This is a genomic window from Paenibacillus sp. FSL M7-0420 (genome assembly GCF_038002345.1).
Taxonomy (GTDB): domain Bacteria; phylum Bacillota; class Bacilli; order Paenibacillales; family Paenibacillaceae; genus Paenibacillus_AQ.
Map to the genome: position 1 here is coordinate 3,224,565 of NZ_JBBOCJ010000001.1, position 24,612 is coordinate 3,249,176.

The following is a 24,612-nucleotide window of genomic DNA, read 5'->3' on the forward strand; positions in this document are numbered from 1 at the left end:
CTTTTGTATAATCAATAGTCCCGTTTGTTTCCCTTTTTTACATATTCCCAGTCTTTTTCCACATTGGACCTGACTCTTTGCAGGAGTGTTACCAGGGTTTCTGCCTCACTTTCGGAGAAGCCGGACAGCGCTACACTATTAGAATAATCGTTCTCTCTCTTGAGCAGAGGGTAGACGGCCTGCCCTTTCTCAGTAGGGATCAGCCTCTTGATTTTTTTGTTGTGCCGATCTTCATTTTTTTCAATAAAACCGTTAATCTCAAGCTTCTGTATAGCGCGGGCAGCCGTTGTCCGGTCCACTTTAATCATTTCAGCCAGCTTCTCCTGGATCATCCCCGGATGCTCACAGATCCGCACCAGATACAAATATTGCCCCCGGGTAAGATCATATTGCTTAAATTCGATATTGCTGATGGAGTCCAGTGACCGGGCAATCATTCCAACCTCGCGTAGAATCTCCTTCATAATCGCAGCTCCATTGATCATTTATTTTCCAAGCCTATAGTTTAAAAATAATACATGAATTTTGTTGCAATTACAACAAAATAAATAAGAGTAATCGTCTGTGGAGAGGCAGAGAGGGGGGGTTATTCATGTTAATTCATCATATGAAAAATTCACAATAACGACCCCGACATATTAATAAAAGACTTATTGCGTCCACAATAACCTTTTTTCTGCAGAGGCGTTAAACAACGGGTGTCAGGGGACGCAAGTTAAAGTCGTTCTCTATTAATATAATTTCATCATATGAAAAATTCACAATAGAAGAATAAAACCACCCACCGTATCTACCTATACCATCTAAACGCCTCACAACATCCGTACCTATCTTCTTCAAAACGGAAAAAGTAAACCTAAACTCCGCACCGAAAAAATGAAACTATAAAATATAACTTGTTGTGAAAGCTGGGAAATAGAGTTTATACTAGAGTTGTAGCTGGAAATGCTACCCACATCATTTGACTGCCGGATTTAAGTGACAAGGGTCTATGGCTGTTCTTCTCTAAGGATTCCACAAAAAAACACCCCGGGAGGTGTCTTATGGCGTTTATGATTGCCCAGCGGGCGTTTATAAAAGTATATCTGATTACGATGGTGGAGCAGCACAAGGGGTATGGTTATCAGATGCTGGAGGATTTGCGCAGAGATTTCAAAGCCCATGGTTATTCTCCTCCCCAAAGTGAAATCTACCGTGCCCTGCATGAGCTGGTGCAGCAGGGGATACTCTACCGCACCAAGCAGTTGAAGGGAAACGACCCCAAGGTCGATTTCCAGGAGATTGTCCTGTATCATTTCACCTCGGATGGGGAGGAGAAGGCCAAGCTCTACAAAAAGCAAGTGAAGACCGACCTCGACCGCTGTCTGGGTATCCTTAATAAGGCGGTCGCTGACAACTTCTGAGCGGGCTTCCGGCGCTTACGAAATTCGTTAGCCCGGAATTAAGATTCTGGCTTCGGCCTGCCGGATCAGGTATCCTCTTCTTCAGAATCCTGGCCCGGCGGGGTTACCGGCGAGCTTGCGCTGCCATAATCCTCCACGGCTTCCCAGGCACCGGCGTCATCGAATCTGCCGCTATTCTGCTGACGTCCTTCGCCTGCACCGGCTGGCGGCGGGGTCATAACCTCTTCTTCCACAGGGCGTGCGCCGGTGTCACGGCTGGTTGGGGCATGCTCCACGGTATAGCGGGTGTAGGGGATGGCCTCAAGCCGCTCATAAGGAATCTCTTGCTTGCTGGCTTCGCAGATGCCGTACGTTCCGTCATCCATCCGCGCAAGAGCAGCCTCGATCTCCGTTAATTCTTCGGATAGCGAGGTGTTGATGGACAGGTCACGGCTGCGTTCAAACGTCTCCGTTCCTGTATCGGCGGGATGGTTATCGACTGAAGAGAGCTCGCCCGTAGAGAGGATAAGGGAATCGCCAAGCAGGCTGTCTTCTGCTCCATTGCCGGAGAAATGCTGCTCCAGCTCTGCCTTGCGCTCCTCAAGGGCTGCCCGGAGTATATTCAATTGGTCTTTGGTTAAGTGGCTCATGTGTCATCTTCCTTTCAGCTGGATTAGTAGTTACACTGTCGTAATCTTACCTTACCCTAATGTGTTATAGGGCAATCAGCAGGCATCCCTATGCTGAATTGTAACTTTAGTGATATTTTCATGCTGCTTTCACCCTGTTATAATAATACCTGCCGGATGAATGCAGCATACACTTGGAGGTTATGAAATGGACGAACATATGAAACGGCGGCTGGATAAGCAGAGAAAGCTGTTCAGCCAGCTCGGTATTACCCTTGATGCACTTACCATTCATGAGAAGGAATTCAGTATGAAGCTTCGCGGCTATGATGCCGAAGAGGTGGATACATTCCTGGACAGCGTCATTAAGGATTATGAACGGTTCTATGCTACCATAGCGGATCTAATGGATAAGTGGCAGGAGCAGCAGATTGAGATGAAAGAGCTGAAGGCAGAGGTGAAGACCGCAGCCACTCCGGCCCCGGTTCCGATTATTAAGGGAATTGATCCGCAGGATCTGGAGGATATCATCATCAAGCTGGAAGCCAATGTGCGTCAGCTCAAGGACAGATTGCCTATGCCCCGCACGGAGGGGTATTTGTAAGCCCTGTGCAGCCACAGCGTGAGAGACAACAATATGCAGCATAAGTATAACTCTGGACGGGGGTTGGACCATTGCCGGAGAAGCATGCTTGGAGCTTGAAGATCCGCGGCAAAATCGCACTTGGATATGTCATCATACTATTAATGCTGGGGCTATTTCTGATTATAGTCTCTGGCCGGATTAACAGCCTGGAGAAAGAAACCGTGTTCTTGAGCGATCATGATATAGAAGTTCATGAACTTACATATCAAATTGAGAAAAATGTACTGGATATGGAGACCGGACAGCGGGGGTACGTCCTTACCGACGATGAGTCATACCTGGCGCCGTATAATGACGGGCTGGTGCAGTGGAGGATTAATGCAGCGAAGCTGAATAATCTCATTGCCGATAACCCGAAGCAGGTACGGAATCTGGACACGATTACGGATAATATCGAGAAGTGGGTCGATGTCGCCGGACAGCATGTGGTTGAGCTGAAGAAGAATGGCCATACGGAAGCGGTCAACGCTTTTTTTCGCAACGATACGGGAAAAAACCTGGTCGACACGATCCGATCCCAGTCCGATTACTTCCGTGACATCGAACGTACGCTCACGAACGACCGGATCAGCAACCTGAAGGACAGCAATCATAAGCTGCTGATTACCATGTACATATTGTGGGGATTGGTGGTCGTACTTGCGCTGCTCATCACTTATCTGCTCTCGGCCAGCATTGTGAATCCGTTGCACAGCGTCATACAGGCCATCAACAGTATTGCCTCCGGCGGTAACCGCTCGGAGCGCATTAAGGTGAAGACTCTGGATGAAATCTACGACCTGGGCGAAGCGACGAACGGGCTGCTGGATAACGTGCAGCGGGAGCAGTGGACGAGCGAGCAGCTCACCTCCATGTCGATTGCCCTGCAAGAGACCATTGATATGCCTTCGCTGTGCAGAATTTTTGTCAGCCGGTTGTCGGTTATGCTGGAAATGCAGTATGCCACTATATACGTCGTGAATAACGAGGAACTGTTCGAGCGCATCTATTCCTATGCAGGCGCAGAGAATAAGGAAGAACGCATCGGGCCGGAGGTTATTCAGCCGGGAGTAGGCCTGGCAGGTCAATGTGCGCTGGATCAGCGGATGAATGTGATTGAGCAATTGCCTGATGACTATATCTCCATCAGCTCCGCGCTAGGCAGAACGCCGCCGAGATTCGCTGTGATTGCTCCGATTATTTTTGAGAACAAGACCGTTGCTGTCCTGGAGATTGCTGCGCTGACCCGTTGGGCGCCTTACCATTTCGAGCTGCTGAAGGAATTGCTGGACATGATGGGTGTTACCGTGAATTCGGTGAAGACCCGGATGGAGATCCAGAGGCTTCTGCATGAGTCGCAGGTGATGAACGAAGAGCTTCAGGTTCAATCCGAAGAGCTTCAGACCCAGTCCGAGGAGATGCAGATGCAGACGGAGGAGCTTCAGAGTCAGACCAGCGAGCTGCTAACCGTGAACAAGGAGCTGGAGAACCAGAAAGCGGTAGCCGAGAATGCAGCGATCGAGCTGGAGCGGTACAATGAACAGCTGGAGCAGAGCTCGCGCTACAAGTCTGAATTCCTGGCCAATATGTCGCATGAGCTGCGTACTCCGCTGAACAGTATGCTGATTCTCTCGCAGCTCCTGACGGAGAACCGCAATCATACGTTAACCGAGGAAGAATTGGGCTATGCCTCAGTCATTTACAATTCCGGCAGTGATCTGCTTAGTATGATTAACGATATTCTGGATCTCTCCAAGGTGGAAGCGGGCAAAATGCTGGTGGAAATGGACGCCGTCAATCTCACCGAGCTGCCCTCGCTGCTGCAGGGGTATTTCGGCAAGCTTGCTGAATCGCAGAACGTGGAGTTTAACGTGACCCTGAACCCTGAGGTTCCGGATCTGTTCTTCACCGATGAGATGCGCCTGCATCAGATTCTGCGGAATCTGCTGTCCAATGCCTTCAAATTCACTGAGCAGGGCTCTGTGACCGTGGAGATTACCAAGCTGGCGGCATATTCAGATCAGAGTTACATAACAGCAGGGCCGGTGCTGGCCTTTGCTGTCCAGGATACCGGAATCGGCATCTCCGAAGAGAACCGTGAGCTGATCTTCGAGGCCTTCCGCCAGGTGGACGGAACGACTGCCCGCAAATTCGGGGGAACCGGTCTGGGCTTGTCCATCTCCCAGCAATTGGCTCAGCTACTGGGCGGGCATATCAGCCTGGAGAGCGAAGAAGGGAAGGGCAGTACATTCACCTTGTATCTCCCATGCCGTGAACTGGACAGTGAAGAAGAACCGTTCCATCCGGCGGAGCTGGCACAGACTGCAGCCGGGTCGGAGCACTCCAGAACCGTTCATGATACAGGACAGCCAGGTAATAGCCGGGACTCCCTGTTCGAGAAAGAATACGCCATGTTGCAAGGCAGGACTGTGCTGATTGTGGATGATGATATGCGTAATATTTATGCCTTGCAGAAGGGTCTGGAGCCTTATGGAATGATCATCATGACCGCTCAGACGGGTTATGAATGTCTTCAAGTGGTTAGAGAGCAGCCGGAGGTGGATATCGTACTCCTGGATATTATGATGCCGGTTCTGGACGGTTATGACACGCTATCTATTATCCGTGAGGAGATGCATCTCACCGACCTCCCGATCATTGCAATCTCTGCCAAGACGATGAAGGAAGACCGTGAGCGTTGCCTGGCCGCCGGAGCCACTGATTTCATCAGCAAGCCGGTATTGATGCAGGACGTCATTACACGAATGTGCCGGTGGATGGCCGAGTGTGGTTAGAAATTGATTTTGCAGACTAAATAGCCTTAGAAGAGACCGTTTATTGGCTTTTCTAAGGCTATTTTAACCGAAGTTATTTATGAATATTTTTCTTCACGAGATAGGTAAACTAATAAGGCAATACTAAAGAAGGCAAGCAGTGCAAGAGAAGGAAGTGATATGAAGCCGAAAATATTTAAGTACTCCTCATTACACGCAGACTTCCCAATAATGCATTGTGACGGTATACTGCTCAACTTTTGCTTTGCTATATGATAGATTGAGATGATTACACCTGTCGATGATACAGCTATACTAAAGATTCTATACTGATGAGGTTTATATTTATAGTTAAGTCCGAGTGAAAACATTACTGATATCATCAGTACAATCTGAATCCAGCATAAGATACCAGGCTTAAACCCCATTACAGTTATAAAGTAAATAATGCTGATTACACTGATTATAGAGATCGTTTTGGCTAGATAATAACCTTCTGTTTTGATTAGCTTCATTTTCGGTTGTTCCTTTCATACAATGAGTTAGCCAATGAAAGCTATTTAGTTCAAATGTGCGATTTTTTCACTGAGATCATCTGCTTTTACTATAGTACCATTGACTATAAATGAAGGGGTTCCATATACTCCATTGGCAGCAGAGATTTTAAAATCTTCTTTAACACTTAAAAGATAAGTATGATTTTCTAAATCCGCTTCAAATTTCTTCTGATCAATTACGCTTAGATTTTCTCTTACGAACTTTTTTAAAAATTTTTCAGTAGCCCACACGGTTTTTTCCTTTCCTTGATGGATATATAATTTTTCTTTGAAATTCCAGAATTTACTGGGTTCTAGTTGGAAAATTGTCTCTGCAGCCATTGCGGCCTCAATAGAATCAGGACCTAAAAAAGGGAAGTTTATTACAAAAAATTGCACCTTGCCTGTATCAATAAACTCTTGTTTAAACTTTGGAAAGCTTTCAGCATCCCATTTTTTGCAAGAAGGACATTTGTAATCAACGAATTCTATGACCTTCACTGAAGCGTTGGGATCACCCATTGAAGGCTGCTTATCGAGTTTGAAATCTCCTGGGCTTAATGTGATTTGTCCCAATGCGTCCATTAAGGATGGAATTTTTTCAAGTTCACTTCTTTGTGAGCTTTTTGCGGCTCCCATAACAGAAAATGAGACAGCTAACATAACAATAACAGTAACTAGCAACGTATTTTTTTTCAAATAAAATCCTCCTATTAATATATTTGCAATATTTTATGTTTCATCCTGTCTAATAGCTGTAATGAGGAAGCAATTTCTTCATATATAACTGGGTTGTCATTTATACAATTTTCATTAGACGTGAGGAAATCTGTAATTTTGTTGAATTCAGCCATATGAAAACTATACAGTCCCATCATATTCTTTAGGTGTTCATTTCTTGAATGAATCAGGCTATTATTAATCCCATCGATAAGTTCCTCTGCACTAATTCGTATTGTTTTCATTCTCGTAAGTACGATCATGAGATACAAAGCCATTTCCAGATACATAAGATCAACTTGGGGAAAAAATGTGGTTGATTCCTTAATTAAAGTGATGATCTTTTTTAAATTAATGATATCAGCGCGTTTGCAGTAGAGCTGGCCCAGTAATATAAGAGATCTTGAAGTGAAGTTATTATCTGTTAGTGATACTCTTAAAAGTTCTTGTTCTGCTTCATATTCATCCGGTGCTTGTTGATATTTGAGAAGTGCTCTAGCGTGATAATAATGCCATTTAAGATTATCCGGTTCTTCATTCAGCATTAATTTAATCAGATTCATGTTTCGTTCAGTTTTTCTCTTATTGAGATAAACGTCCTGCTCATAACCGTCATGAAAAATTGTGAGAGAAAGACCAATATCAAAAATAATATCGAAATGGTTTGATTTAAGTTCTTCATGTACTCTGCCAATGTAGTGAAAATCAAAATTCTTATTCAAAATTCTTTGCGTATGAGTATATCGGTTGCCGTTTAGATCAAGAATGGATGGACTGAGACAATAGCATTGGTCCTCTATCATTTCTGTCAACCTAAGAATATTCTTTAGATTATTCAGACTCTCCGGTGGCATGTACTCATCAGCATCGAGAAAAAATACCCATGTATACGTCGCTAGATTTAAAGCGTAGTTGCGAATATCTGAAAAATCGTTAGTCCATTCTTTATTATAGATACGGATATCCTTAAAATTGGAGCTAATTATTTCCAAGGTCTTATCCGTTGATCCTGTATCAATTACTAAAATCTCGTTAGCATGATTGTAGATGCTATGAATACATCTTTGAATACATCGCTCTTCATTCTTCGTTAGTACACAAAAAGTAAGCTGGGGGGAAGGATTATTTTTAAAAGACGAAGGAAAGTCGCGAATGGATTCTGTCTTTTCATTGTTTTGCGGCTTGGGATTAATATATGTAATACACTCAATTGAATCTGCCATATCTTTGTCTAAGGAGAGAGGCTTTTCCTTATAAATATAGTGAAAAAAATCATCTAGCAGCATACTGTGCTCCTTTCATTCTACTAATTAAGATTTAATAAATTTCTAAGTTCTGTTTCAGATTGAACGCCTTCTTTTTTGGCAATTTCTTCACCATTTTCGTAGATTACTATTGTAGGTGTTAATGAGATATTTTGTTCTTTCAAAAAGGACAGATCTCTATTTTGGTTTATATCAAGATTAAGAGCATAGATTACATTTAAATTGTTTTTAAGCACTTTGTTAACTATGGGTTTGAAGGTTTGACAGGCTCGGCAGGAAGTAGCATAGATATAGATTGAGAAATTTTCATTTTCACTAATTTTCTTTTGATATTCTGAGAGTGTGATATTTGTATACAACGGTTTATCAGCTCCAATAGAGTGGAATATATTCAGTAATAAAAAAAATATTGCTGCTACTGAAACTGTTAAGAGAATAAACTTTTTGATCACACTAGAACCTCCTCACGGTTCTTTATTAACTCATTTTGATCAAGGTCAAAGATTTTATCAATATAAGGGATATCCTCAGGTTTATGAGTAATATATAATCTTGTAAGCTGTATATTTTGTAGATTATTATAGATTATACGGCACTTCTCCACATCAACATTACTCATAATTTCATCACAAATTAAAACTTCAGGTTTATTAAGAAGAGCACGTGCCAATGAGAGCCTTTGCTTTTGTCCTAATGAAAAATTGCTCCCGCTCTCTAATACAGTATAGCCAAGTTGCCCAGGCATCAGCTGAATTTCTTCCCAGATACAGGCAGTTTCACAAGCGATTATAAGCTCTTTTTCCGTAAAATCGGTACCCATACATAAATTCTCCTGTAAGCTTCCAGCAAAAAAGAAAGGGTTTTGTGACAGATAAATGATTTTCTGACGGACAGAATATATATCTAGTGTATTGATATCCGTTTGGTTTATCATTAATTTGCCTTCGTTTGAATCCAGAATGCGAACCAACAGTTTGGCCAATGTAGTTTTACCCGAACCACTCTGTCCAACAATTGCGATACAATCATTACGTGATATCACGAGAGACAAATTCTCCAGGACCTTTCTGTTGGTATAGGAGTAGGAAAGCTTATCAAAAATAATTGAATCAATTCTGTAGATGATTCCAGGGACGCTGTTTTTAGGGGTGGGATAATCCAAATATTCGTAATATCGGTTAATGGCAACATAAGATTTAATTATGTCAGGCTGAGCATTTACCAATCGTTCTACCGAAAGAATGAAGTAGCTGGCCAGTGCCGTAAAAGTCATTAATTGTCCAATGCTGGACTGATCATTAATAATCTGTTTGATGCCGGCCCATAACACAATCAAGCTAAAAAGTGATTGGATAGTTCGAGTGAGTGAAATGTTGATATTGGAAAGCAGGCTAAATAGAAAATTCCGCTTAAGAACTCCCTTAAATTTATTAATTAGATTCCGATGAACATAAGATTGTTTATTAAGCCCATGAATGGATTCCATGCCTTCAAGTACCTGGATCATATGACTGGTCAAATAAGACTGATCTTCTATACTTTTTTTGCTTGATTTATGCAATTGATTAAAGAACAAGCTGTTGATGCACAGATATATTAGTACTGGCGAGAGCGATATTATAAACAGCTGCTGATTTTCCTTAAACAAGATAAAAGAGGTTATACAGATAGTCATAAAGTCAATGACACTAAGTATTAAAGTGTTGCTGATCAAATTTCTAACATTAGAAATATCGTAAAAACGTGCCAAAGTATCTCCATTTTCTCTGCTATAAAAAAAATTCAAGGGAAAGTTTAGTATTTTTGTTAAAAACTGATTAGCTAAACGATCATCAATTTTTCTACTAAGCATGGAGATGAACATTCCTCTTAAAAATTCAAACAAACCCTTAGCGAGAATAATTAAAAAGAAAGTTCCTATGATCTGGTTCAATAAATCTTCATTTTTTTCAGGAACAACAAAATCAAATGCCGCCCGGTAAATATAGGAAAATACTACAGCAGATATAGCAGCAGCTAAAGCAAAAAAAGCAGAGAGAAGAAGGTATTTTAGGTTATGCTTGCAAATCCGATATATTTTATGACTCGCACTATTTTTTTTCTTTTGCATGGGTAAGATTAATGAATTGTTTGATAAAGGATTTGCCAGGATTATTACTCCAGTAAAGGTAGAAAAAAAATCATCGAAGCGCAATAGACATAGTTTTTCCTTTTGCGGGTCACTAACGATCAATTTATCGTTCTTTAGACCATAAAGAACGATATAGTGTTCAAGACCGGCAACGAATGTATGCGCAATGCACGGGTATACAACTTTTCGAAGTGAGTCTAAATTCAGTTGTTTTAATCGGACTAGTTTTGCCTCAAATCCGAGGTTTTGTAATGAAAGGATCATATTGCTTGACCTTGTTCCCGTTGTATCTGTTTTCAGTAAATCTCTAAGATATTGATAATTAAGATATTTATCATAGAAATTTAATAGGCTCATAATACATGCTGCGCCGCAATCTGAGGAGTCATGTTGTTTTGTATGAATATAAATATTTTTAAGCATCCTATGTTTCCCCCTAGAGATAAAGGCCCCGAAAGGGGCCTTTTATAACCAATACTTAAGAACAGCCTTGATAAAAGAGTACGCAAGGACTTGTACAACCTTGTGGGTAAATGAGGCACATAGACCATAAGTAAGCGCATTCCGCAGCGCTAAAGCCAGCACCATTTAAATCAAATTCTTCTGCATTAAGCTCTTCAAAAATATCTGAAATCGAGGTTTTATTCATTTTCTTTTCTCCTTTAGTATATTTTTTCCATGGAATATTGTCATAATAGTCCAACCCTACATAATGCGCAATATTTTTAATTAAAAGTAATATTAAGTAATATAAATGAATTTAATGTAACTATATAACTGTAAAGTAATCACATGGAGTATAAGAAAGTGTTTATAACGGTTATAAATATTGAGGTTTTTAGAGTGTGTAAATAATTTATATTGGTTTAGAATAATCTTGAAATATAGATTTTCGGGGCAGAACTTGACTTTTTCAAAAACCCATTGACGGGAATACAAGGTATGCTTTATGATGGGTTCATAAATGATCATTTATATGCAGTGGCGTGTTACCTTAACAGGGCATGAGCCAAGATTCGTACTCAATACTTTGAGTCCAGTCTTGGCTCTTTTTTGTGCAAAAAATCAGGCAATGGGCGGAAAGGAGGGGGAACTTGGCGAGGGACACTGAACAATTTCAGGTGCTGCGGGTGATTGGGAATAATGTCGTAATGGTAGAGGGCGGCAAGAAGAGCAAGGAATATGTAATTATCGGCAAGGGCATCGGGTTTGCGCTTAAGGATACGGGTGTTATTGATTCGGATGATCCCCGGATTGAGAAGCTGTTTCGGCTGGAGGACCGGGAGGAATGGAGTCAGTATCAGATTCTGCTGGAGGACATTGATCCCAAGGTCATGAGGATTACGGATGAGATTATCTCTGATATCGCCCGTGAGTTTCCCGGCAAGCTAAACGACAAGATCTATTTGGCGCTCCCCAGCCATATCCAATTCACCATTTTCCGCTTGCGCAGCGGGATGGACATTGTGAATCCATTCCTGGAGGAGACCCGGATGACATTCCCCAAGGAATTTGAGATCGCTTCCAAGGCGGCCGGGAAGATCAGCGAAGGCTTTGAAGTGCAGATTCCTGAGGACGAGGTCGGTTTCCTTACTTACCACGTCTATTCTGCAGTCAGCAATGTGCCGGTGGGCCAGCTTGTGAAGGCCTCCAACATTGTCAGTGAACTGATGGAGATGATCCGCAGTGAACGCAAGATCCGCTTTGAGCAGGGCAGTATGAATCATGTCCGGCTGATGGTTCACTTGAGATTCTCGATTGAACGGATTCTGCAGGGTTCGCTCATCGACAATCCTTTTGTGAAGCATATCAAGAAGGAATACAAGGATGAATACAAGCTCGCGCACAGGATGGGCAAAGTCATGCAGGGCAAGCTCAGTGTAGACGTACCCGAAGAAGAAATCTGCTTTCTGGCTATGCATCTGCACCGGCTGTTCCAGACGATAGAGAAGAATAAATAGCAGCAGCAAGGAGTGACTTTTATGTTTTCGAGATGGAAAGCTAAAAAAGAAGAGAAACCTACTGAGGCGGTAATCCGCCTGGAGATATACGCTCCGGTCAGCGGACAGTCCGTACCATTAACGGAAGTGCCGGACGAGACCTTTGCTGGCGGGCATATGGGCCAAGGTATTGCCATAGAACCTATAGAGGGACGTTTAACGGCCCCGTTTGACGGAAAAATTGCGCATGTGGTTAAAACGAATCACGCTCTAATCCTGGAGCATGCCTCTGGTCTGCAACTGCTGATGCACATCGGAATTGATACGGTCAGCTTACGGGGCGAAGGCTTCATCAGCCATATTGCCACCGGAGATGAAGTGCAGGCAGGGCAGACGCTGATCGAATTTGATCTGGAGGCAATCCGCGCTGCGGGTTATCGTATGATCACTCCGGTAATTGTAACGGGCAACGGGGAGGACACCCCGGAAGTGGATTGCCATTACGGCCAGGTTACGGCAGGAACAAGCAGTGTTCTTACAACAGCAGTAGCTTCACAGCCTTAGAACATACATGTACTTAAAATGAAACCAGGGGGATGATTTCATTATGTTGGCTTTTCTACAGAAGTTAGGGAAATCTCTGATGCTTCCAGTCGCAACTTTACCGGCTGCAGCTCTACTGCAGGGACTCGGCCTTCTCGATTACGAAAAGGATTTACATCTGGGTAGCACTATCGGCGGATTCTTGAACCAGTATGTCGCTCCATTCTTAAACGCAGGTTCGGGTGCGATTTTCGGCAACTTGGCACTGATCTTTGCCGTGGGGGTTGCAATAGGATTTGCCGGTGATGCTGTAGCTGCTTTATCGGCGCTTATTGCGTATATGGTTCTTACAAAAGTATTGTTGATCGTACCGGGAACCTTCAGTTTCATAGGCGACGATGTAGTGCTGGATATGGGCGTACTTGGGGGGATCTTTGCCGGTGCATGGGCCGCTTTCCTGTACAAAAAGTATCACAATATCAAATTGCCAGATTGGCTCGGCTTCTTCGCAGGCAAACGGTTTGTTCCTATTGTTACTGCAGCCTCGACAATGGTATTGGCAGTCTTCATTGGTATGGTCTGGAGCCCGATACAAGATGTTATCAGTGATTTCGGTAACTGGGTAGTAGGCTTGGGTGCCATTGGTGCCTTCGTATTCGGTACGGCGAACCGTCTGCTCGTTCCGATCGGCCTCCATCATGTTATCAATACCATTGCGTGGTTCCAGTTAGGTGACTTTACCAATGCAGCCGGCGAGGTAGTCCATGGTGACGTTTGGCGTTTCCTGGCCGGAGATAAAAGTGCAGGGATGTTCACCACCGGTTTCTTCCCGATTATGATGTTCGCTTTGCCTGGTGCGGCGCTTGCTTTCATTCATACCGCAAAACTGGAGAAGAAAAAGCTGGTAGCCTCCATCTTTATTGGATCTGCAATTGCCTCTATACTTACAGGGATTACCGAACCGCTGGAATTCTCATTTATGTTTTTGGCACCGCTACTGTACCTTGTCCATGCGTTATTGACCGGTGTGTCAATGGCTCTGATGTACATCCTGGATGTACGGCTCGGATTCAGCTTCTCTGCAGGTCTGATTGACTATCTGACTAACCTTAAGATTTCAACGAACGCATGGGTACTGTTTCCGGTAGGGTTGGCATTCTTCCTACTATATTATGTTTTATTCCGCTTTGTTATCATCAAGTTCAACCTCAAAACCCCTGGCCGCGAGGATGACAGCGAGGATGAGGTCATTGAACTGTCCAAAGGCGGGGCGACTGTGTCTGATTCTTCCAGAGCCGCCAAGATTCTGGAGAACATCGGCGGTCCTGCGAACATCCGCAGCATCGATGCCTGTATTACCCGCTTGCGTCTTAACGTAAATGATGACAAAGCGGTTAAGGACTCCGCGCTCAAGCAACTGGGTGCTTCCGGTGTCATGCGGCTTGGGCAGGGTGCCGTACAGATTGTGTTCGGACCGCAGTCCGAACAGCTGAAGGATGATATTAAGAAGCTGATGTAGCTTGAAGCTGGTCAGCACAGAAGAATAGCTTTTCCTGGCAGGCATCCTTCAGGGGATGTCTGTTTTTTTATGCGCAGACTATTGCAATATATACAATACCGAGTATAATACTTGGTATAAAGGAAAAAGGAGTCGGTACCTTTGTCAATAGATGATTATCTGGATTTGCTGAATTACGCCAAGGCAATTAACGATGAACAGTGGCAGGCTGATCTCCTGGAGCAATTGAATAACTATGAAATGCTTGCCGAAGAAAAAAAACAAGTGGATAGTGTGAGAGCGCTGTGGTCGCGGTTCGACGATATTAACTTATTGCTGATGCAATTATTCGATAAGCTGAGAGAGCAAGAGGATACAACGGATAGCGGTCTGTGGAGAGAACAGATGTGGGAGCTGAAGATGGAGCGGATTCACGTGGCTAAGCAGCTTCAAGCGCGGTATATCAAGATTAGATAGAGGATAGAGAAGAATTAATCGGAGATATGATTAGGTAGATATAGAGGTAATATAGTTTAACTAAAAAATGGCATGCAGTTAGTCTGCTCAGCCATGACATGCACAATAAAGGTGAATTTCGCAGATTCACTCTCAAGGGCTTGCCGTCGTAAACCTGGACTTACTTGGACATTTCCATTCCATTACGCATCATGGTCATACACATGGTCATCATTTCGTCGCACTGCTGCATTTGAGTCATCATCTTGTCCATATCCATGTTCATCATGCCCATTTCGGTCATGGTTTCCATGCACATCTTCATGTTCTTCATCTTCGACATCATGTCTTCCATACACATGTTCATCATCAATTCCATACATTTCTGTTCCATCATTAGCTCCACCTTTCAATTTATAATAGTTTACACCTAATAAACTACTATATTTTATTGGCAAGATCAACCTTTTAATGGATATACACCAGATATCAGTCCTACCGCGTGCGGGAGGGCTTTTTCTGTGCGTCAAAAAATCATTTTTTGACTGGTTCTGTTTAAACGCGGGACTGACGGGTTATAAATCTAAAAATCCGTTTGTTTTGCGAAAGGATGGGGTATAGGTGAGAAAAAGGCGAATGTCCGGACCTGTGATCCGGCGGTTATGGACGGCTGTCATCTGGCTGGGAGTAGCCGTAGCGCTGAGTGTATCAGCGGGCCAAGCGCAAGCTTCGCCAGCTGCGGGCAAAACGATAGAGGTCAATCTGGATGACAAACCATTAACTTTTGAGAAAGCTCCCTTGCTGGATAAAGGGACAACGCTGGTTCCGTTCCGTCCGCTGTTCGAGGCGATGGGTCTCACAGTAGGCTGGAATCCCGCGCAGCAGACAGTAACCGGTACGAAGGAAGGCCTGACCATAGTAATGAAGATAGGCAGTAAGACGGCTACCGTCAATGGCACCAGTGTTCAACTACTGCAAGCGCCAACAATTATAGACAGCTACACGATGGTCCCGCTCCGCTTCGTCGGGGAGTCCACTCAGGCACTGGTCGCATGGAACCCGTATAAGCCGCAGATTCTCGTCTATACCGATCCGTATCTGGCCGCCAATGGTCTGACCAAAGCAACGGCGAAGGCGGCGGTTGACAAGCAAATTGCCGAATTCAAAAAAGTATACGATGAGCAGATCGCCAGCCAGCCGCAACCGACCAAGCCGCCGGCACCAGGGACTGTGCCGAATGCTCCGGCCGGAGACGGCTCCTACAAGCCAGCCGCTTCGGACCAGGTGAATCTGAGCAATCTGCAGGGAACGTACTACGGCTTCAGCCCGGACTACGACGGGTATGAATGCGGCGGGATGTGCTGGAATATCCTCACCTTCCTGCCCGGTAATAAAGTGGTTGTTGATGCTCCAAAGCAAGGCGGACCGGAGACGATCAACTGCTCGCGTGACGGCTGCCAGACTTACACCATACAGAGTGGTAAGCTGAAGCTAAGTAACGGAGATACTTATGATATTGCGGTCAAATCCGGCAAGCTGCATATTGACGATGTTGAGCTTAGCCGGGTCAAGACGGTCAAGAACGGGCTGACCCTAAGCGGCACTTATGTTCACCGCGGCTTCCAGGGGCTGGCTGGGATCTCAGCCGGATCGACCTCCTGGACACGGACGCTGGTGCTGAACAGCAATGGAACCTTCACCAGCGATAACCTGATGCTGGGTACCGTCCAGGGCGGAGCACCCACAACAGGCGGGGCCGGCGGTTCAGACACCGGTTCATACAAGATAAGCGGGAATACCATCGTATTCGCTTTTGGTAACGGTAAGGTATCCAGTTCCCTATTCTTCCAGCATGATGACGGCAGCATCCAGGTTGGGGACGAGAATTACAGCAAGCAATAGTCAGGAATGGAATAGCAAGACGCAAACGGTCCCCGGGATTTTACCGGAGGACCGTTTTTTTGTGACAGATAAGCATTTATATGTTTTGGTGTCCCCGCAAAGTACCTGAGTCATCACCTACGCTAAAGCCCCACTTTGTGGGGTTATTTGGCGGATGTAGATGCATTAGGGCAGCGCCCGGAGTGGATGTATGCGGGTCAACCGGCCTGCCGTATAATTAGAAGATCAGAATTGCTGGAGAGAAATCTTGAGGCAAGATGATACAAATTAGCCCTAGCCTTCGTCTTACTTATAGCTGCAGCGGATAAGGAGGATTACCCTAATGAATATTCCGGAATCAGACCCATACAAATTAATCTTTTATGAGCATTACCCGAGTGTGCGTCGCAAGCTGGCGGCACTTGTGAGGGACGAGAGTGCTGCCGATGATCTGGCGCAGGAGGTTTTTATCAGACTCTACCGAAATCCGCCGGATGATCCGGCGGCGCTGGGGGCGTGGCTGCATAGAGTGCTTACGCGGATCGGATATGATTATCTGAACCAGCGGGTGAGAGAGCGGCGTCTGATCAACAAGCAGGAGCTGTTATATGATGCGGGGGCTTCTGCTCCTACAGGGGAAGAAGTAGTCCTCAGCAAGATGGATCAGGAAGATGTGCGGAGCTGGCTGGAGGATCTTCCTCAGCGGGACCGGCAGGCCCTGCTGCTTAAGTATTCGGGCTACAGCTACGCGGAGATCGCCGGGGAGCTGGGAGTGAAGCCGCCGGTAGTCGGAACCCTGTTAAGCCGGGCGACAGCCAAACTGAAACACCATGCGGTGAAATCCATTCCGCAAGAATAATGAGATCCGGGAGGAAAGAAACCATGAATAGAGCAAACGGGCAGATACAGCCACAGAACACAGATGCAGCCTGGGCGAAATTACAGGAGAAGCTGGAAGACGAGCCGGTCAATCCGGTGTGGGCTACATGGGGCAAGCAAGAGAGCACTCTAGAGGAACAGACTGCCAACGCTGATAGGTCAGATAGAACAGAACCGGCAGCAGATGAAGTGCTTCCGGCAGCTAAGGCGGAACATCTTGCAGCAGCGGAGTCCGTACAGAAGACAGGGCGGAAGACGAGCCGGCCTATGAGCCGCAGCCGCAAGTGGGCCGCAGCGGCAGCAGGCGTAGCGATTTTCGCAGCTGTTCTGGCCACTCCGGTAGGGAATACGGCCATGGCCGCCCTGCTGAACCAGTTCAAGATGCAGGAGGCAACCGTCGTCGAAGAAAGCGATCTGCGGGATATGTTCTATCAGGCGTCGGAAGACGGGAACTTCAGCCAAACGATGAATTCCTTCGGAGACATCTCATCCGTTAACGGGAGCATCAGCGGTGAAATTCCGGTTGGCAAAATTCAAGGTTTGCTGGGATATGAGCCTTTGAAGGGTGCGAACATTGCTGCTGCAAAGACAGCAGATGTATCACCAAGCCGGGATATTACTCTAACCCTGAAGGTGGATGAAGTGAATAAGGCACTGAAACGCCTGGGCTCGGACAATCTGCTGCCTACGTCTGTAGATGGCAAGCCGATTACGCTTCATATCCCCGAGCAAGTGTATTATGATCTGGGCACCGGTCAGCACTGGGGATCCTTATCACAGATGAATACACCTGTCGTTACCGTAGATCCTTCTGTGGATCTGGACGAAGCGATTGATGCGGTCGTGAACTTCCCGCTGATTCCAGATAATCTGAGAAGCAGCCTGCAGAAGAGCCGGATCTTGTCCGGTGATCTGCCGATGCCGCTGATCAAGGGCAGTCATGATGAACAGATTACGGTGGCCGGTACGCAGGTCATTCTTACTGAAATGAAGTTCAGTAACAGCAACAGCTACATGGCTGTCTGGGTGCAGAAGGGGCAGGTTCTGCAGCTTAGCGGCGGAGACCTCTATCCTGACCGCGAGCAGTTCCTCCAGAAAGTACAGGAGTTGATCACACAATGAGCAGTATCCCTGCGATTGATGCGAACGCCTTGACCAAAGCTTATCCGAATGGACGCGGCTGCCGGGATGTTACTTTGACTGTGGGGAAAGGGGAAGCCTTCGGCTTCCTCGGCCCCAACGGTGCCGGCAAGAGTACCTTTGTCAAAATGCTGGTCGGACTCATCTCGCCAACTGGCGGTCAGGCTTCCATTCTGGGCCATCCGCTCGGCTCTATCGAAGCCAAAATGAAGATTGGCTATCTGCCGGAGCTGTACCGCTACCAGGATTGGCTGACCGGTGAAGAGGTGGTCAGGCTTCATGCCAAGCTGTGCCGGATTCCGAAATCCGTCATGGATCAGAGAATTCCCCAGCTCCTGCAGGAGGTAGGCATCGGGCTGCGCGGAAGGGACCGGGTCAAGCATTATTCCAAGGGAATGCAGCAGCGGCTGGGTCTTGCGTGTGCGCTGGTGAATGATCCGGAGATTCTGTTCCTGGATGAACCCTCCTCAGCCCTTGATCCCATCGGGAGAATGGAAGTGCGGAAGATTCTGCAGCGGCTGAAGGAACGGGGAATTACTATTTTTCTCAACTCTCATTTACTTGAGGATGTTGAAGTGCTGTGCGACCGGATGGCTCTGCTGAGTAACGGAGCGGTCCTGCGGCACGGCAAAGTAGCGGAGATGCTGAACAAACGGACAAGCTGGCATTTCAAAGTAGGCGGATACACGCCTTTTTTGCTGTCCTGGCTTAATGAGCATACAGGGTTATCCATCCGGCAATCCGTGCCTGCGGCTGGGAAATCAGGCTATGACCCGGCTCAGGAGGAGGACTCAGATTCAAGCATCGTTTGGCTTGCGGCGGAGCTGGATCATGAGGAGCAGGCGGGCTGGCTGAACGGGCTGATGGTCCAGCAGGGGATGACGCTGTATCAGGTGATCCGCCAGACGGAGCGGCTGGAGGACTGGTTCATGGATGCGGTAGCCGGGCTAAGTCATAGGGGGGAGAAGGAATGAGAACCATAGTTGCAATGACCTGGAAGGAAATGCTTCGTAAAAAAGTGATGCTGCTAACCCTCCTGCTTACCCTGGTGTTCCTGATTGCCTTCTGGTTTGTGGCCGATACCGTAGGAACGAACGATCAAGGGACCGGAACGCTGGGAAATGGCAGCGGGTTGTTCATGCAGTACATGAACGGCGCTTTTATTCTGAGTCTGGGCTTCTTCTTCGGCGCGTTCGTTATTGCCTTTCTGGCGATTTTCAGTTCTTTCTCGGTGATTGCTGGTGAAGCGGAGCAGGGGGTCATGCAGGCTCTGTTACCCCGGCCGCTGCCGCGCTGGAAATGGTATTTTGGCCGCTGGCTGGGCTTCGTTACACTGGGAACGATCTATGCACTCATTCTGTTCACCGCAATCCTGCTGATTACAAATGCCCACGCGAATGTTCCCAGAGAAGCGGCCGTGCTGGCGAGGTCATTCCTCCTGTTTGCCTCTGTAGTTCCCTTGTTAATCTCCGTATCCATGCTGGGTTCGGGACTATTCTCGGCGCTTGGCAACGGTGTGTTCATGACGATGCTCTACGGGGCAGGATTTCTCGGCGGGATGGTGGATAAGCTTAGCGGATCGCTGAGTCTGGAGGAGGACGGACTGAAGGTGCTGAATAATCTGACCGGAATGATCTCGATGATTATGCCGGCAGATACCTTGCAGCGCCGAATGACTGTCGAGCTGTTCAGCTTGAAGGATATGAATGGTATGGTATCGATGGATAACGGGGCGCTTAGTCTGATGAATTTCAATTCATTTCCGTCTAATACCTTTGTCGCATACGCTGTAATCTACACTGTGGTTATCTTTGGGCTGGGGCTTTTGCGCTTTCAGCGTAAGGATCTGTAGGAATCGACCATGCTTACTATAAAATCAAACAAAGCAGCGCCCCGAAGGTTCCTGTTCAGGAGCTTCAAGGGCGCTGCTTCGCGTGCCGTGCGGGAATCATTTGGTCACGCCAATCTCGATCCAATCCGTAGACCAGTTACCGATCTCTCCAAGAATGGGAGCCAGTGCCGTACCTTTATCGGTTAACGAATACTCAATTCGTACGGGCATCTCAGGGTATACAGAACGCTGTATGATCCCTTCAGCCTCCATTTCCTTCAATCGGTCAGACAAGACCTTGCCGCTAAGATTGGACAAGCAATGCTCAATTTCCCCGAACCGCCGCGGACCATCCATCAGGACGAACACGATCAGGGCTACCCACCGCTTGCTAAGCACATCTACCGCTTTCTCGAACCGGGGGCACATTTCAAAATCATTCATAAGGATCACCTCAGCATTCATTATATCATAAACTTACAATAAGTAATTATAAATATTTAAATATATATTATAACTTGACGAAGTTATATTACAATGATAAACTAACTTACAAATAGTTACTACGTCAAAAGTTCAATATTAAAAATTAAATTAATACAATCAAAGAAGCGTATGCTATATGCTATCAAACTTTTAGGACGGTGCTCTTATGATCAACCCAGATATCCTATCTATACTACAGAACAAAATCAACCGGATTCCTATGGAAAACTCCACGAATATATTGGTCGGACCTATTACCCTGCCTGTCAATCTGGACGGGGAGACGATCACCTTCAAATGGTACAGCTGGCTGAATGTGACGGACGAAGAGCTTCAGCGCGCTGAAGGCAAGGAGGCTACCGAGCTGCTCATCAGCCGGTTGTCATCGATGAAGCTTGCGGATGGACAGCAGTCCAGTGTCCTGGTCTACGGAGATTTCGAGCATTCGGAGGAAGCGCTGATCCGGATGCACAGCATTTGCCATACCGGGGATATCTTCGGCAGCAAGCGCTGCGATTGCGGCTTCCAGCTGCACCAGTCGATGAAGATGATTGCGCAGCATGGTGCCGGGGCCCTCTTTTATCTGGCGAATCATGAAGGAAGAGGCATTGGCTTGTTCAGCAAAGCAATGGCATATCTTCTTCAGGAAGAAGGGTATGATACCGTAGAGGCCAATCTGGAGCTTGGGTTCGCCGATGATTCCAGAGATTACACAGATGCGATTAGTGTGCTTCAGCATTTGCGCAGCCATCCGGTGACTCTGATCACCAACAATCCGAAGAAGCTGGAAGCTCTCCGGGCAGCCGGAATGAACACAGTGAAGCGGGTGCCGCTATGGGGCGATGTATCGGTCTTCAATGAGAAGTACCTGCGGACCAAGGTGGCCCGTTCCGGACATCTGGAGGCTGTGCCGGGTGCGGAGTTTTTTGAGGGAAGAGTGGCTAAATAAGCAGGGCGGGCGTAGGTGGAAGGAAAGGGACGAGGAAATAGGTAGTACTTTTGTATTCATTCTATTATAATGGGGTACTGAACCCAATTCTTAGCTTAGTGAGGTAACCTATGAATGCTATTCAAGTGCAGGACTTGCGCAAGACCTTCAAAGTCCAAAAAAACCGCGAGGGCCTCAAAGGGGCCTTCGCTGATTTGTTTAAGCGGCAATATACCGAAGTAACGGCAGTGAAGGACATCTCGTTCAGCATTCCCGAAGGTGAGATCTGCGGATATATCGGGGAGAACGGGGCCGGGAAGTCCACAACGATCAAGATGCTTACCGGAATTCTTGTCCCTACCGCCGGCAGTCTGACTGTCGGCGGTTTCGTGCCGTACGAGGAGCGCGAGAAGTTCGTGCAGAATATCGGCGTTGTCTTCGGCCAGCGGAGCCAGCTCTGGTGGGATATCGGCGTGATTGAATCCTTCCAGCTGCTGCGCAAGGTGTACCAGGTGCCAGAGCAGGCGTTCAAAAAACGGCTGGATGAGCTGGTGGAACGCCTGGAGCTTCAGGATCTGCTGAACCGTCCGGTCCGTAAGCTGAGTCTGGGCCAGCGGATGCGCTGCGAGCTGGTGGCGGCACTGCTGCACAATCCGTCCATTCTGTTCCTGGATGAACCGACGATCGGGCTGGATATTGTCGTGAAGTCGGAGATCCGCGAATTCCTGAAGGATATGAACCGGGAGCATGGCACAACCATCCTGCTGACCACGCATGATCTGCAGGATATCGAAGCGCTCTGTTCGCGGGTCATTATGCTCGATGACGGGCGGATTATCTATGACGGAGGTCTGGATGACCTGAAGCAGCGCTGGGGAACCGGGCGTGAAGTGCAGTTCCAGTTCGGAACGGCCACGAAGCTGCAGCAGCTGATCGGCTGGACGGAAGGCATGCCGGTTACCTGGACCGCAGAGAATGAGCTGGCGGCCAAGGTCTGGATTCCGCTGGAGCTGAATGTATCGGATGTGCTGGGACGGGTCGTCGGACAGGCCGATATTACAGACATCAAAATCATCGAAACAAACACGGATGACATCGTCCGCAGTATTTATCAGTCAGGCTCGGCAGAGAAGCCGGAGGAGCGGATCGCCGCTCTCAGCGATGAGAAAGAGGTTATCCATGTCTGAGAAGCTGGCAACCGCAGTTCCCTCCTCCGGCGGTTCCCAGGGCGGTTCCGGGGAGAATGGGCGGAGGCTGCTGCTTGGCGCTTATTTTGATTTTATCCGTATCCGGTTCCTGACGATGCTTGCTTACCGGGTGAATTATTATTCGGGGATTCTGATCTACACACTCAATATCGGGGTGAACTATTTCACCTGGAGAGCGATCTATGGCGATGGTGAGTCGCTCGGCGGCTTTACCGGGGCGCAGATGACCACGTATGTGGCGGTGTCCTGGATGGCGCGGGCCTTCTATTTCAACAATCTGGACCGGGAGATCTCCACCGACATCCGTGACGGGAGCATCGCAATCCAGTTCATCCGTCCTTATAATTATGTGCTGGTCAAAATGATGCAGGGCCTCGGCGAAGGCCTGTTCCGCTTCATGATGCTGATGATCCCGGGCATGGTGATTGCCATTCTGCTGTTTCCGGTGCAGCTCCCTACGGAGCCTTCGGCTTGGGCCGGGTTCCTGGTCATGCTGTTCTTCAGCTTCCTGATCAGCTCGCAGATTAATATTATCACAGGCCTGTCTGCCTTCTTCGTGGAGAACAATGAGGGGATGATGCGCATGAAGCGTGTGGTCGTGGATCTGTTCTCGGGGCTGATTGTGCCGATTACCTTATTCCCGGACTGGTTATCCTCCGTGCTTAAGGTACTTCCCTTCCAAGCGATTACCTATCTGCCGGGTTCTGTATTTACAGGCCGCGTACAGGGGGTAGGCATCTGGAATGTGCTGGGTATCCAGGTCATCTGGTTCCTGATTCTGCTCATTCCGATTGTCTGGCTAAATCACGCAGCGCGCCAGCGGCTGTTCGTGCAGGGGGGTTAAGCTGAGCTATGTACTACCTGGGCTTATTGATTGAATATCTGAAGAATTATATGAAAACACGGTTAACCTACCGCGCGGATTTCTGGGTGGAGGTCATTTCCGACCTGCTGTTCCAGGCGACGAACTTTATCTTCATCCTGGTCATCTTCATGCATACCGACAGCCTGGGCGGCTGGAATCAGAACGAAGTGGTGTTCGTCTACGGCTTCTTCATGGTGCCGTTCGGCGTATTCAGCTGCTTCGTCAATATGTGGGGCTTCAGTGAACGGTATATTGTCAAAGGCGAAATGGACCGCATTTTGACCCGTCCGGCGCATAACCTGTTCCAGATCTTCCTGGAGAACGTGGACCCGCCGTCCCTGTTCGGCTCCTTCATCGGACTTATTGTCATGGCGATCAGCGGCAGCAATCTGGGCTTGCCGTTTGAATGGTGGACCCTGCCGATGCTGATCCTTCTGACCCTCAGCGCCGTAGCCATTTATACGGGGATCTATACGACATTGACATCGCTGTCGTTCTATTCGGATGCTCCGACAGGCATTCTGCCGCTGATGTATAACATCCAGACGTACGGACGTTATCCGGTAACGATCTACAACCGGGCAATTCAGGTACTGCTTACCTGGATTATCCCGTTTGCTTTTGTCGGGATCTATCCGGCAGCCTTATTCCTGCACCGCGATGAGATGCGGACGATGGCGCTGCTGACCCCGCTGGTCGGCGCGGTCTTCCTCAGCATCGGTCTGATGGCCTGGAGCTTCGGCGTCAAGCGGTACAAAGGCGCCGGTTCTTAAGACGCTTAAATGAAATAGTTATACAGTGAGGGTTGTCCCGCAGCGTGAGTATTGGCTGTCGGGGCAGCCCTCTTTGTCAATAAAATAACAGCAACCGCTATCCGCAGGATGTTCGCTTTCAA

26 protein-coding genes are annotated in these 24,612 nt (G+C 47.1%); 16 read left to right on the plus strand and 10 right to left on the minus strand.

Annotated elements, in window-relative coordinates; all coding sequences use genetic code 11:
* Positions 1 to 11: 11 nt before the first annotated feature.
* Entirely contained in the window at positions 12 to 464 is a 453-nt protein-coding gene (locus tag MKX51_RS13670) for a MarR family winged helix-turn-helix transcriptional regulator (protein ID WP_340992738.1), read from the minus strand.
* Positions 465 to 1,043: 579 nt separating this feature from the next.
* Between MKX51_RS13670 and MKX51_RS13675 the strand changes: the two genes are divergently transcribed.
* A complete protein-coding gene (locus tag MKX51_RS13675; RefSeq protein WP_340941066.1) occupies positions 1,044 to 1,403 on the plus strand; it encodes a helix-turn-helix transcriptional regulator in 360 nt (119 codons plus the stop codon).
* A 65-nt stretch (positions 1,404 to 1,468) separates the two neighbouring features.
* Here the strand turns inward: MKX51_RS13675 and MKX51_RS13680 are convergent, their stop codons facing one another.
* A complete protein-coding gene (locus MKX51_RS13680) occupies positions 1,469 to 2,032 on the minus strand; it encodes a TraR/DksA C4-type zinc finger protein (RefSeq protein WP_340992739.1) in 564 nt (187 codons plus the stop codon).
* Positions 2,033 to 2,219: 187 nt separating this feature from the next.
* On the opposite strand from MKX51_RS13680, the gene MKX51_RS13685 reads away from it, so the two are divergent.
* Complete coding sequence (locus MKX51_RS13685; RefSeq protein ID WP_340753844.1) at positions 2,220 to 2,615, plus strand: DivIVA domain-containing protein; 396 nt, start codon at positions 2,220 to 2,222, stop codon at positions 2,613 to 2,615.
* A gap of 71 nt (positions 2,616 to 2,686) precedes the next feature.
* Entirely contained in the window at positions 2,687 to 5,431 is a 2,745-nt protein-coding gene (locus MKX51_RS13690) for a CHASE3 domain-containing protein (RefSeq protein WP_340992740.1), read from the plus strand.
* Between the two features lie 77 nt (positions 5,432 to 5,508).
* Here the strand turns inward: MKX51_RS13690 and MKX51_RS33190 are convergent, their stop codons facing one another.
* The 6 genes from MKX51_RS33190 to MKX51_RS13715 are packed head-to-tail and all read right to left on the minus strand — an operon-like array spanning position 5,509 to position 10,711.
* Positions 5,509 to 5,925: a disulfide bond formation protein B gene (locus tag MKX51_RS33190; protein ID WP_445322004.1), complete on the minus strand. Its 417-nt coding sequence runs from the start codon at positions 5,923 to 5,925 to the stop codon at positions 5,509 to 5,511.
* Positions 5,926 to 5,970: 45 nt separating this feature from the next.
* A complete protein-coding gene (locus MKX51_RS13695; protein WP_340992741.1) occupies positions 5,971 to 6,645 on the minus strand; it encodes a thioredoxin domain-containing protein in 675 nt (224 codons plus the stop codon).
* A 14-nt stretch (positions 6,646 to 6,659) separates the two neighbouring features.
* Positions 6,660 to 7,952, minus strand: a complete 1,293-nt coding sequence (locus tag MKX51_RS13700) for a glycosyltransferase (RefSeq protein ID WP_340992742.1) — start codon at positions 7,950 to 7,952, stop codon at positions 6,660 to 6,662.
* A gap of 20 nt (positions 7,953 to 7,972) precedes the next feature.
* Positions 7,973 to 8,383, minus strand: coding sequence for a thioredoxin family protein (locus MKX51_RS13705; RefSeq protein WP_340992743.1), 411 nt, complete (start codon positions 8,381 to 8,383; stop codon positions 7,973 to 7,975).
* Positions 8,380 to 10,485 carry a peptidase domain-containing ABC transporter gene (locus MKX51_RS13710; RefSeq protein WP_340992744.1) on the minus strand — a complete coding sequence of 702 codons (2,106 nt, stop codon included), beginning with the start codon at positions 10,483 to 10,485 and terminating at the stop codon, positions 8,380 to 8,382. The genes MKX51_RS13705 and MKX51_RS13710 overlap by 4 nt, the downstream gene beginning before the upstream one ends.
* Before the next feature lie 55 nt (positions 10,486 to 10,540).
* Entirely contained in the window at positions 10,541 to 10,711 is a 171-nt protein-coding gene (locus tag MKX51_RS13715; protein WP_340992745.1) for a hypothetical protein, read from the minus strand.
* 445 nt (positions 10,712 to 11,156) lie between these two features.
* Between MKX51_RS13715 and MKX51_RS13720 the strand changes: the two genes are divergently transcribed.
* The 4 genes from MKX51_RS13720 to MKX51_RS13735 all read left to right on the plus strand — a co-directional run bounded on the left by MKX51_RS13720 (position 11,157) and on the right by MKX51_RS13735 (position 14,520).
* On the plus strand, positions 11,157 to 12,023 hold the full coding sequence (locus MKX51_RS13720) for a PRD domain-containing protein (protein ID WP_340753842.1): 867 nt from the start codon (positions 11,157 to 11,159) through the stop codon (positions 12,021 to 12,023).
* Positions 12,024 to 12,044: 21 nt separating this feature from the next.
* Positions 12,045 to 12,566: a PTS sugar transporter subunit IIA gene (locus MKX51_RS13725; RefSeq protein WP_340992746.1), complete on the plus strand. Its 522-nt coding sequence runs from the start codon at positions 12,045 to 12,047 to the stop codon at positions 12,564 to 12,566.
* Between the two features lie 43 nt (positions 12,567 to 12,609).
* Positions 12,610 to 14,064, plus strand: coding sequence for a PTS transporter subunit EIIC (locus MKX51_RS13730; RefSeq protein WP_340992747.1), 1,455 nt, complete (start codon positions 12,610 to 12,612; stop codon positions 14,062 to 14,064).
* A 141-nt stretch (positions 14,065 to 14,205) separates the two neighbouring features.
* Positions 14,206 to 14,520: a hypothetical protein gene (locus tag MKX51_RS13735; protein ID WP_340941060.1), complete on the plus strand. Its 315-nt coding sequence runs from the start codon at positions 14,206 to 14,208 to the stop codon at positions 14,518 to 14,520.
* Positions 14,521 to 14,680: 160 nt separating this feature from the next.
* Here the strand turns inward: MKX51_RS13735 and MKX51_RS13740 are convergent, their stop codons facing one another.
* Positions 14,681 to 14,896, minus strand: a complete 216-nt coding sequence (locus MKX51_RS13740; protein WP_445322005.1) for a hypothetical protein — start codon at positions 14,894 to 14,896, stop codon at positions 14,681 to 14,683.
* 224 nt (positions 14,897 to 15,120) lie between these two features.
* Here MKX51_RS13740 and MKX51_RS13745 point away from each other — a divergent pair, with 224 nt between their 5' ends.
* From MKX51_RS13745 to MKX51_RS13765, 5 genes are all read left to right on the plus strand, one after another.
* Complete coding sequence (locus tag MKX51_RS13745) at positions 15,121 to 16,401, plus strand: stalk domain-containing protein (RefSeq protein WP_340992748.1); 1,281 nt, start codon at positions 15,121 to 15,123, stop codon at positions 16,399 to 16,401.
* A gap of 322 nt (positions 16,402 to 16,723) precedes the next feature.
* Positions 16,724 to 17,239 carry a sigma-70 family RNA polymerase sigma factor gene (locus MKX51_RS13750; protein WP_340992749.1) on the plus strand — a complete coding sequence of 172 codons (516 nt, stop codon included), beginning with the start codon at positions 16,724 to 16,726 and terminating at the stop codon, positions 17,237 to 17,239.
* Positions 17,240 to 17,262: 23 nt separating this feature from the next.
* Complete coding sequence (locus MKX51_RS13755; protein WP_340992751.1) at positions 17,263 to 18,381, plus strand: hypothetical protein; 1,119 nt, start codon at positions 17,263 to 17,265, stop codon at positions 18,379 to 18,381.
* The gene (locus MKX51_RS13760; RefSeq protein WP_340992752.1) at positions 18,378 to 19,373 is read left to right on the plus strand and encodes an ABC transporter ATP-binding protein; all 996 of its coding nucleotides are present in this window, start codon (positions 18,378 to 18,380) and stop codon (positions 19,371 to 19,373) included. Before MKX51_RS13755 ends, MKX51_RS13760 begins: the two co-directional genes overlap by 4 nt.
* Positions 19,370 to 20,251, plus strand: coding sequence for an ABC transporter permease (locus MKX51_RS13765; RefSeq protein WP_340992753.1), 882 nt, complete (start codon positions 19,370 to 19,372; stop codon positions 20,249 to 20,251). The genes MKX51_RS13760 and MKX51_RS13765 overlap by 4 nt, the downstream gene beginning before the upstream one ends.
* A gap of 96 nt (positions 20,252 to 20,347) precedes the next feature.
* Here the strand turns inward: MKX51_RS13765 and MKX51_RS13770 are convergent, their stop codons facing one another.
* The gene (locus tag MKX51_RS13770) at positions 20,348 to 20,674 is read right to left on the minus strand and encodes a winged helix-turn-helix transcriptional regulator (protein ID WP_340941052.1); all 327 of its coding nucleotides are present in this window, start codon (positions 20,672 to 20,674) and stop codon (positions 20,348 to 20,350) included.
* Positions 20,675 to 20,882: 208 nt separating this feature from the next.
* Here MKX51_RS13770 and MKX51_RS13775 point away from each other — a divergent pair, with 208 nt between their 5' ends.
* The 4 genes from MKX51_RS13775 to MKX51_RS13790 all read left to right on the plus strand — a co-directional run bounded on the left by MKX51_RS13775 (position 20,883) and on the right by MKX51_RS13790 (position 24,490).
* A complete protein-coding gene (locus MKX51_RS13775) occupies positions 20,883 to 21,665 on the plus strand; it encodes a GTP cyclohydrolase II (protein ID WP_340941051.1) in 783 nt (260 codons plus the stop codon).
* A gap of 110 nt (positions 21,666 to 21,775) precedes the next feature.
* Positions 21,776 to 22,831, plus strand: coding sequence for an ABC transporter ATP-binding protein (locus MKX51_RS13780; RefSeq protein ID WP_340992754.1), 1,056 nt, complete (start codon positions 21,776 to 21,778; stop codon positions 22,829 to 22,831).
* 70 nt (positions 22,832 to 22,901) lie between these two features.
* The gene (locus MKX51_RS13785) at positions 22,902 to 23,696 is read left to right on the plus strand and encodes an ABC transporter permease (protein ID WP_036730060.1); all 795 of its coding nucleotides are present in this window, start codon (positions 22,902 to 22,904) and stop codon (positions 23,694 to 23,696) included.
* An 8-nt stretch (positions 23,697 to 23,704) separates the two neighbouring features.
* Entirely contained in the window at positions 23,705 to 24,490 is a 786-nt protein-coding gene (locus MKX51_RS13790) for an ABC transporter permease (RefSeq protein ID WP_340992755.1), read from the plus strand.
* The last annotated feature ends 122 nt before the right edge of the window (positions 24,491 to 24,612 follow it).

Excerpts from the sequence above, each read along its gene's own strand:
- MKX51_RS13670 (WP_340992738.1), bottom strand. The coding sequence starts at position 464 with ATGAAGGAGATTCTACGCGAGGTTGGAATGATTGCCCGGTCACTGGAC.
- MKX51_RS13675 (WP_340941066.1), top strand. The coding sequence starts at position 1,044 with ATGGCGTTTATGATTGCCCAGCGGGCGTTTATAAAAGTATATCTGATT.
- MKX51_RS13680 (WP_340992739.1), bottom strand. The coding sequence starts at position 2,032 with ATGAGCCACTTAACCAAAGACCAATTGAATATACTCCGGGCAGCCCTT.
- MKX51_RS13685 (WP_340753844.1), top strand. The coding sequence starts at position 2,220 with ATGGACGAACATATGAAACGGCGGCTGGATAAGCAGAGAAAGCTGTTC.
- MKX51_RS33190 (WP_445322004.1), bottom strand. The coding sequence starts at position 5,925 with ATGAAGCTAATCAAAACAGAAGGTTATTATCTAGCCAAAACGATCTCT.
- MKX51_RS13700 (WP_340992742.1), bottom strand. The coding sequence starts at position 7,952 with ATGCTGCTAGATGATTTTTTTCACTATATTTATAAGGAAAAGCCTCTC.
- MKX51_RS13710 (WP_340992744.1), bottom strand. The coding sequence starts at position 10,485 with ATGCTTAAAAATATTTATATTCATACAAAACAACATGACTCCTCAGAT.
- MKX51_RS13715 (WP_340992745.1), bottom strand. The coding sequence starts at position 10,711 with ATGAATAAAACCTCGATTTCAGATATTTTTGAAGAGCTTAATGCAGAA.
- MKX51_RS13725 (WP_340992746.1), top strand. The coding sequence starts at position 12,045 with ATGTTTTCGAGATGGAAAGCTAAAAAAGAAGAGAAACCTACTGAGGCG.
- MKX51_RS13730 (WP_340992747.1), top strand. The coding sequence starts at position 12,610 with ATGTTGGCTTTTCTACAGAAGTTAGGGAAATCTCTGATGCTTCCAGTC.
- MKX51_RS13740 (WP_445322005.1), bottom strand. The coding sequence starts at position 14,896 with ATGATGGAACAGAAATGTATGGAATTGATGATGAACATGTGTATGGAA.
- MKX51_RS13750 (WP_340992749.1), top strand. The coding sequence starts at position 16,724 with ATGAATATTCCGGAATCAGACCCATACAAATTAATCTTTTATGAGCAT.
- MKX51_RS13755 (WP_340992751.1), top strand. The coding sequence starts at position 17,263 with ATGAATAGAGCAAACGGGCAGATACAGCCACAGAACACAGATGCAGCC.
- MKX51_RS13760 (WP_340992752.1), top strand. The coding sequence starts at position 18,378 with ATGAGCAGTATCCCTGCGATTGATGCGAACGCCTTGACCAAAGCTTAT.
- MKX51_RS13765 (WP_340992753.1), top strand. The coding sequence starts at position 19,370 with ATGAGAACCATAGTTGCAATGACCTGGAAGGAAATGCTTCGTAAAAAA.
- MKX51_RS13770 (WP_340941052.1), bottom strand. The coding sequence starts at position 20,674 with ATGAATGATTTTGAAATGTGCCCCCGGTTCGAGAAAGCGGTAGATGTG.
- MKX51_RS13775 (WP_340941051.1), top strand. The coding sequence starts at position 20,883 with ATGATCAACCCAGATATCCTATCTATACTACAGAACAAAATCAACCGG.
- MKX51_RS13780 (WP_340992754.1), top strand. The coding sequence starts at position 21,776 with ATGAATGCTATTCAAGTGCAGGACTTGCGCAAGACCTTCAAAGTCCAA.
- MKX51_RS13790 (WP_340992755.1), top strand. The coding sequence starts at position 23,705 with ATGTACTACCTGGGCTTATTGATTGAATATCTGAAGAATTATATGAAA.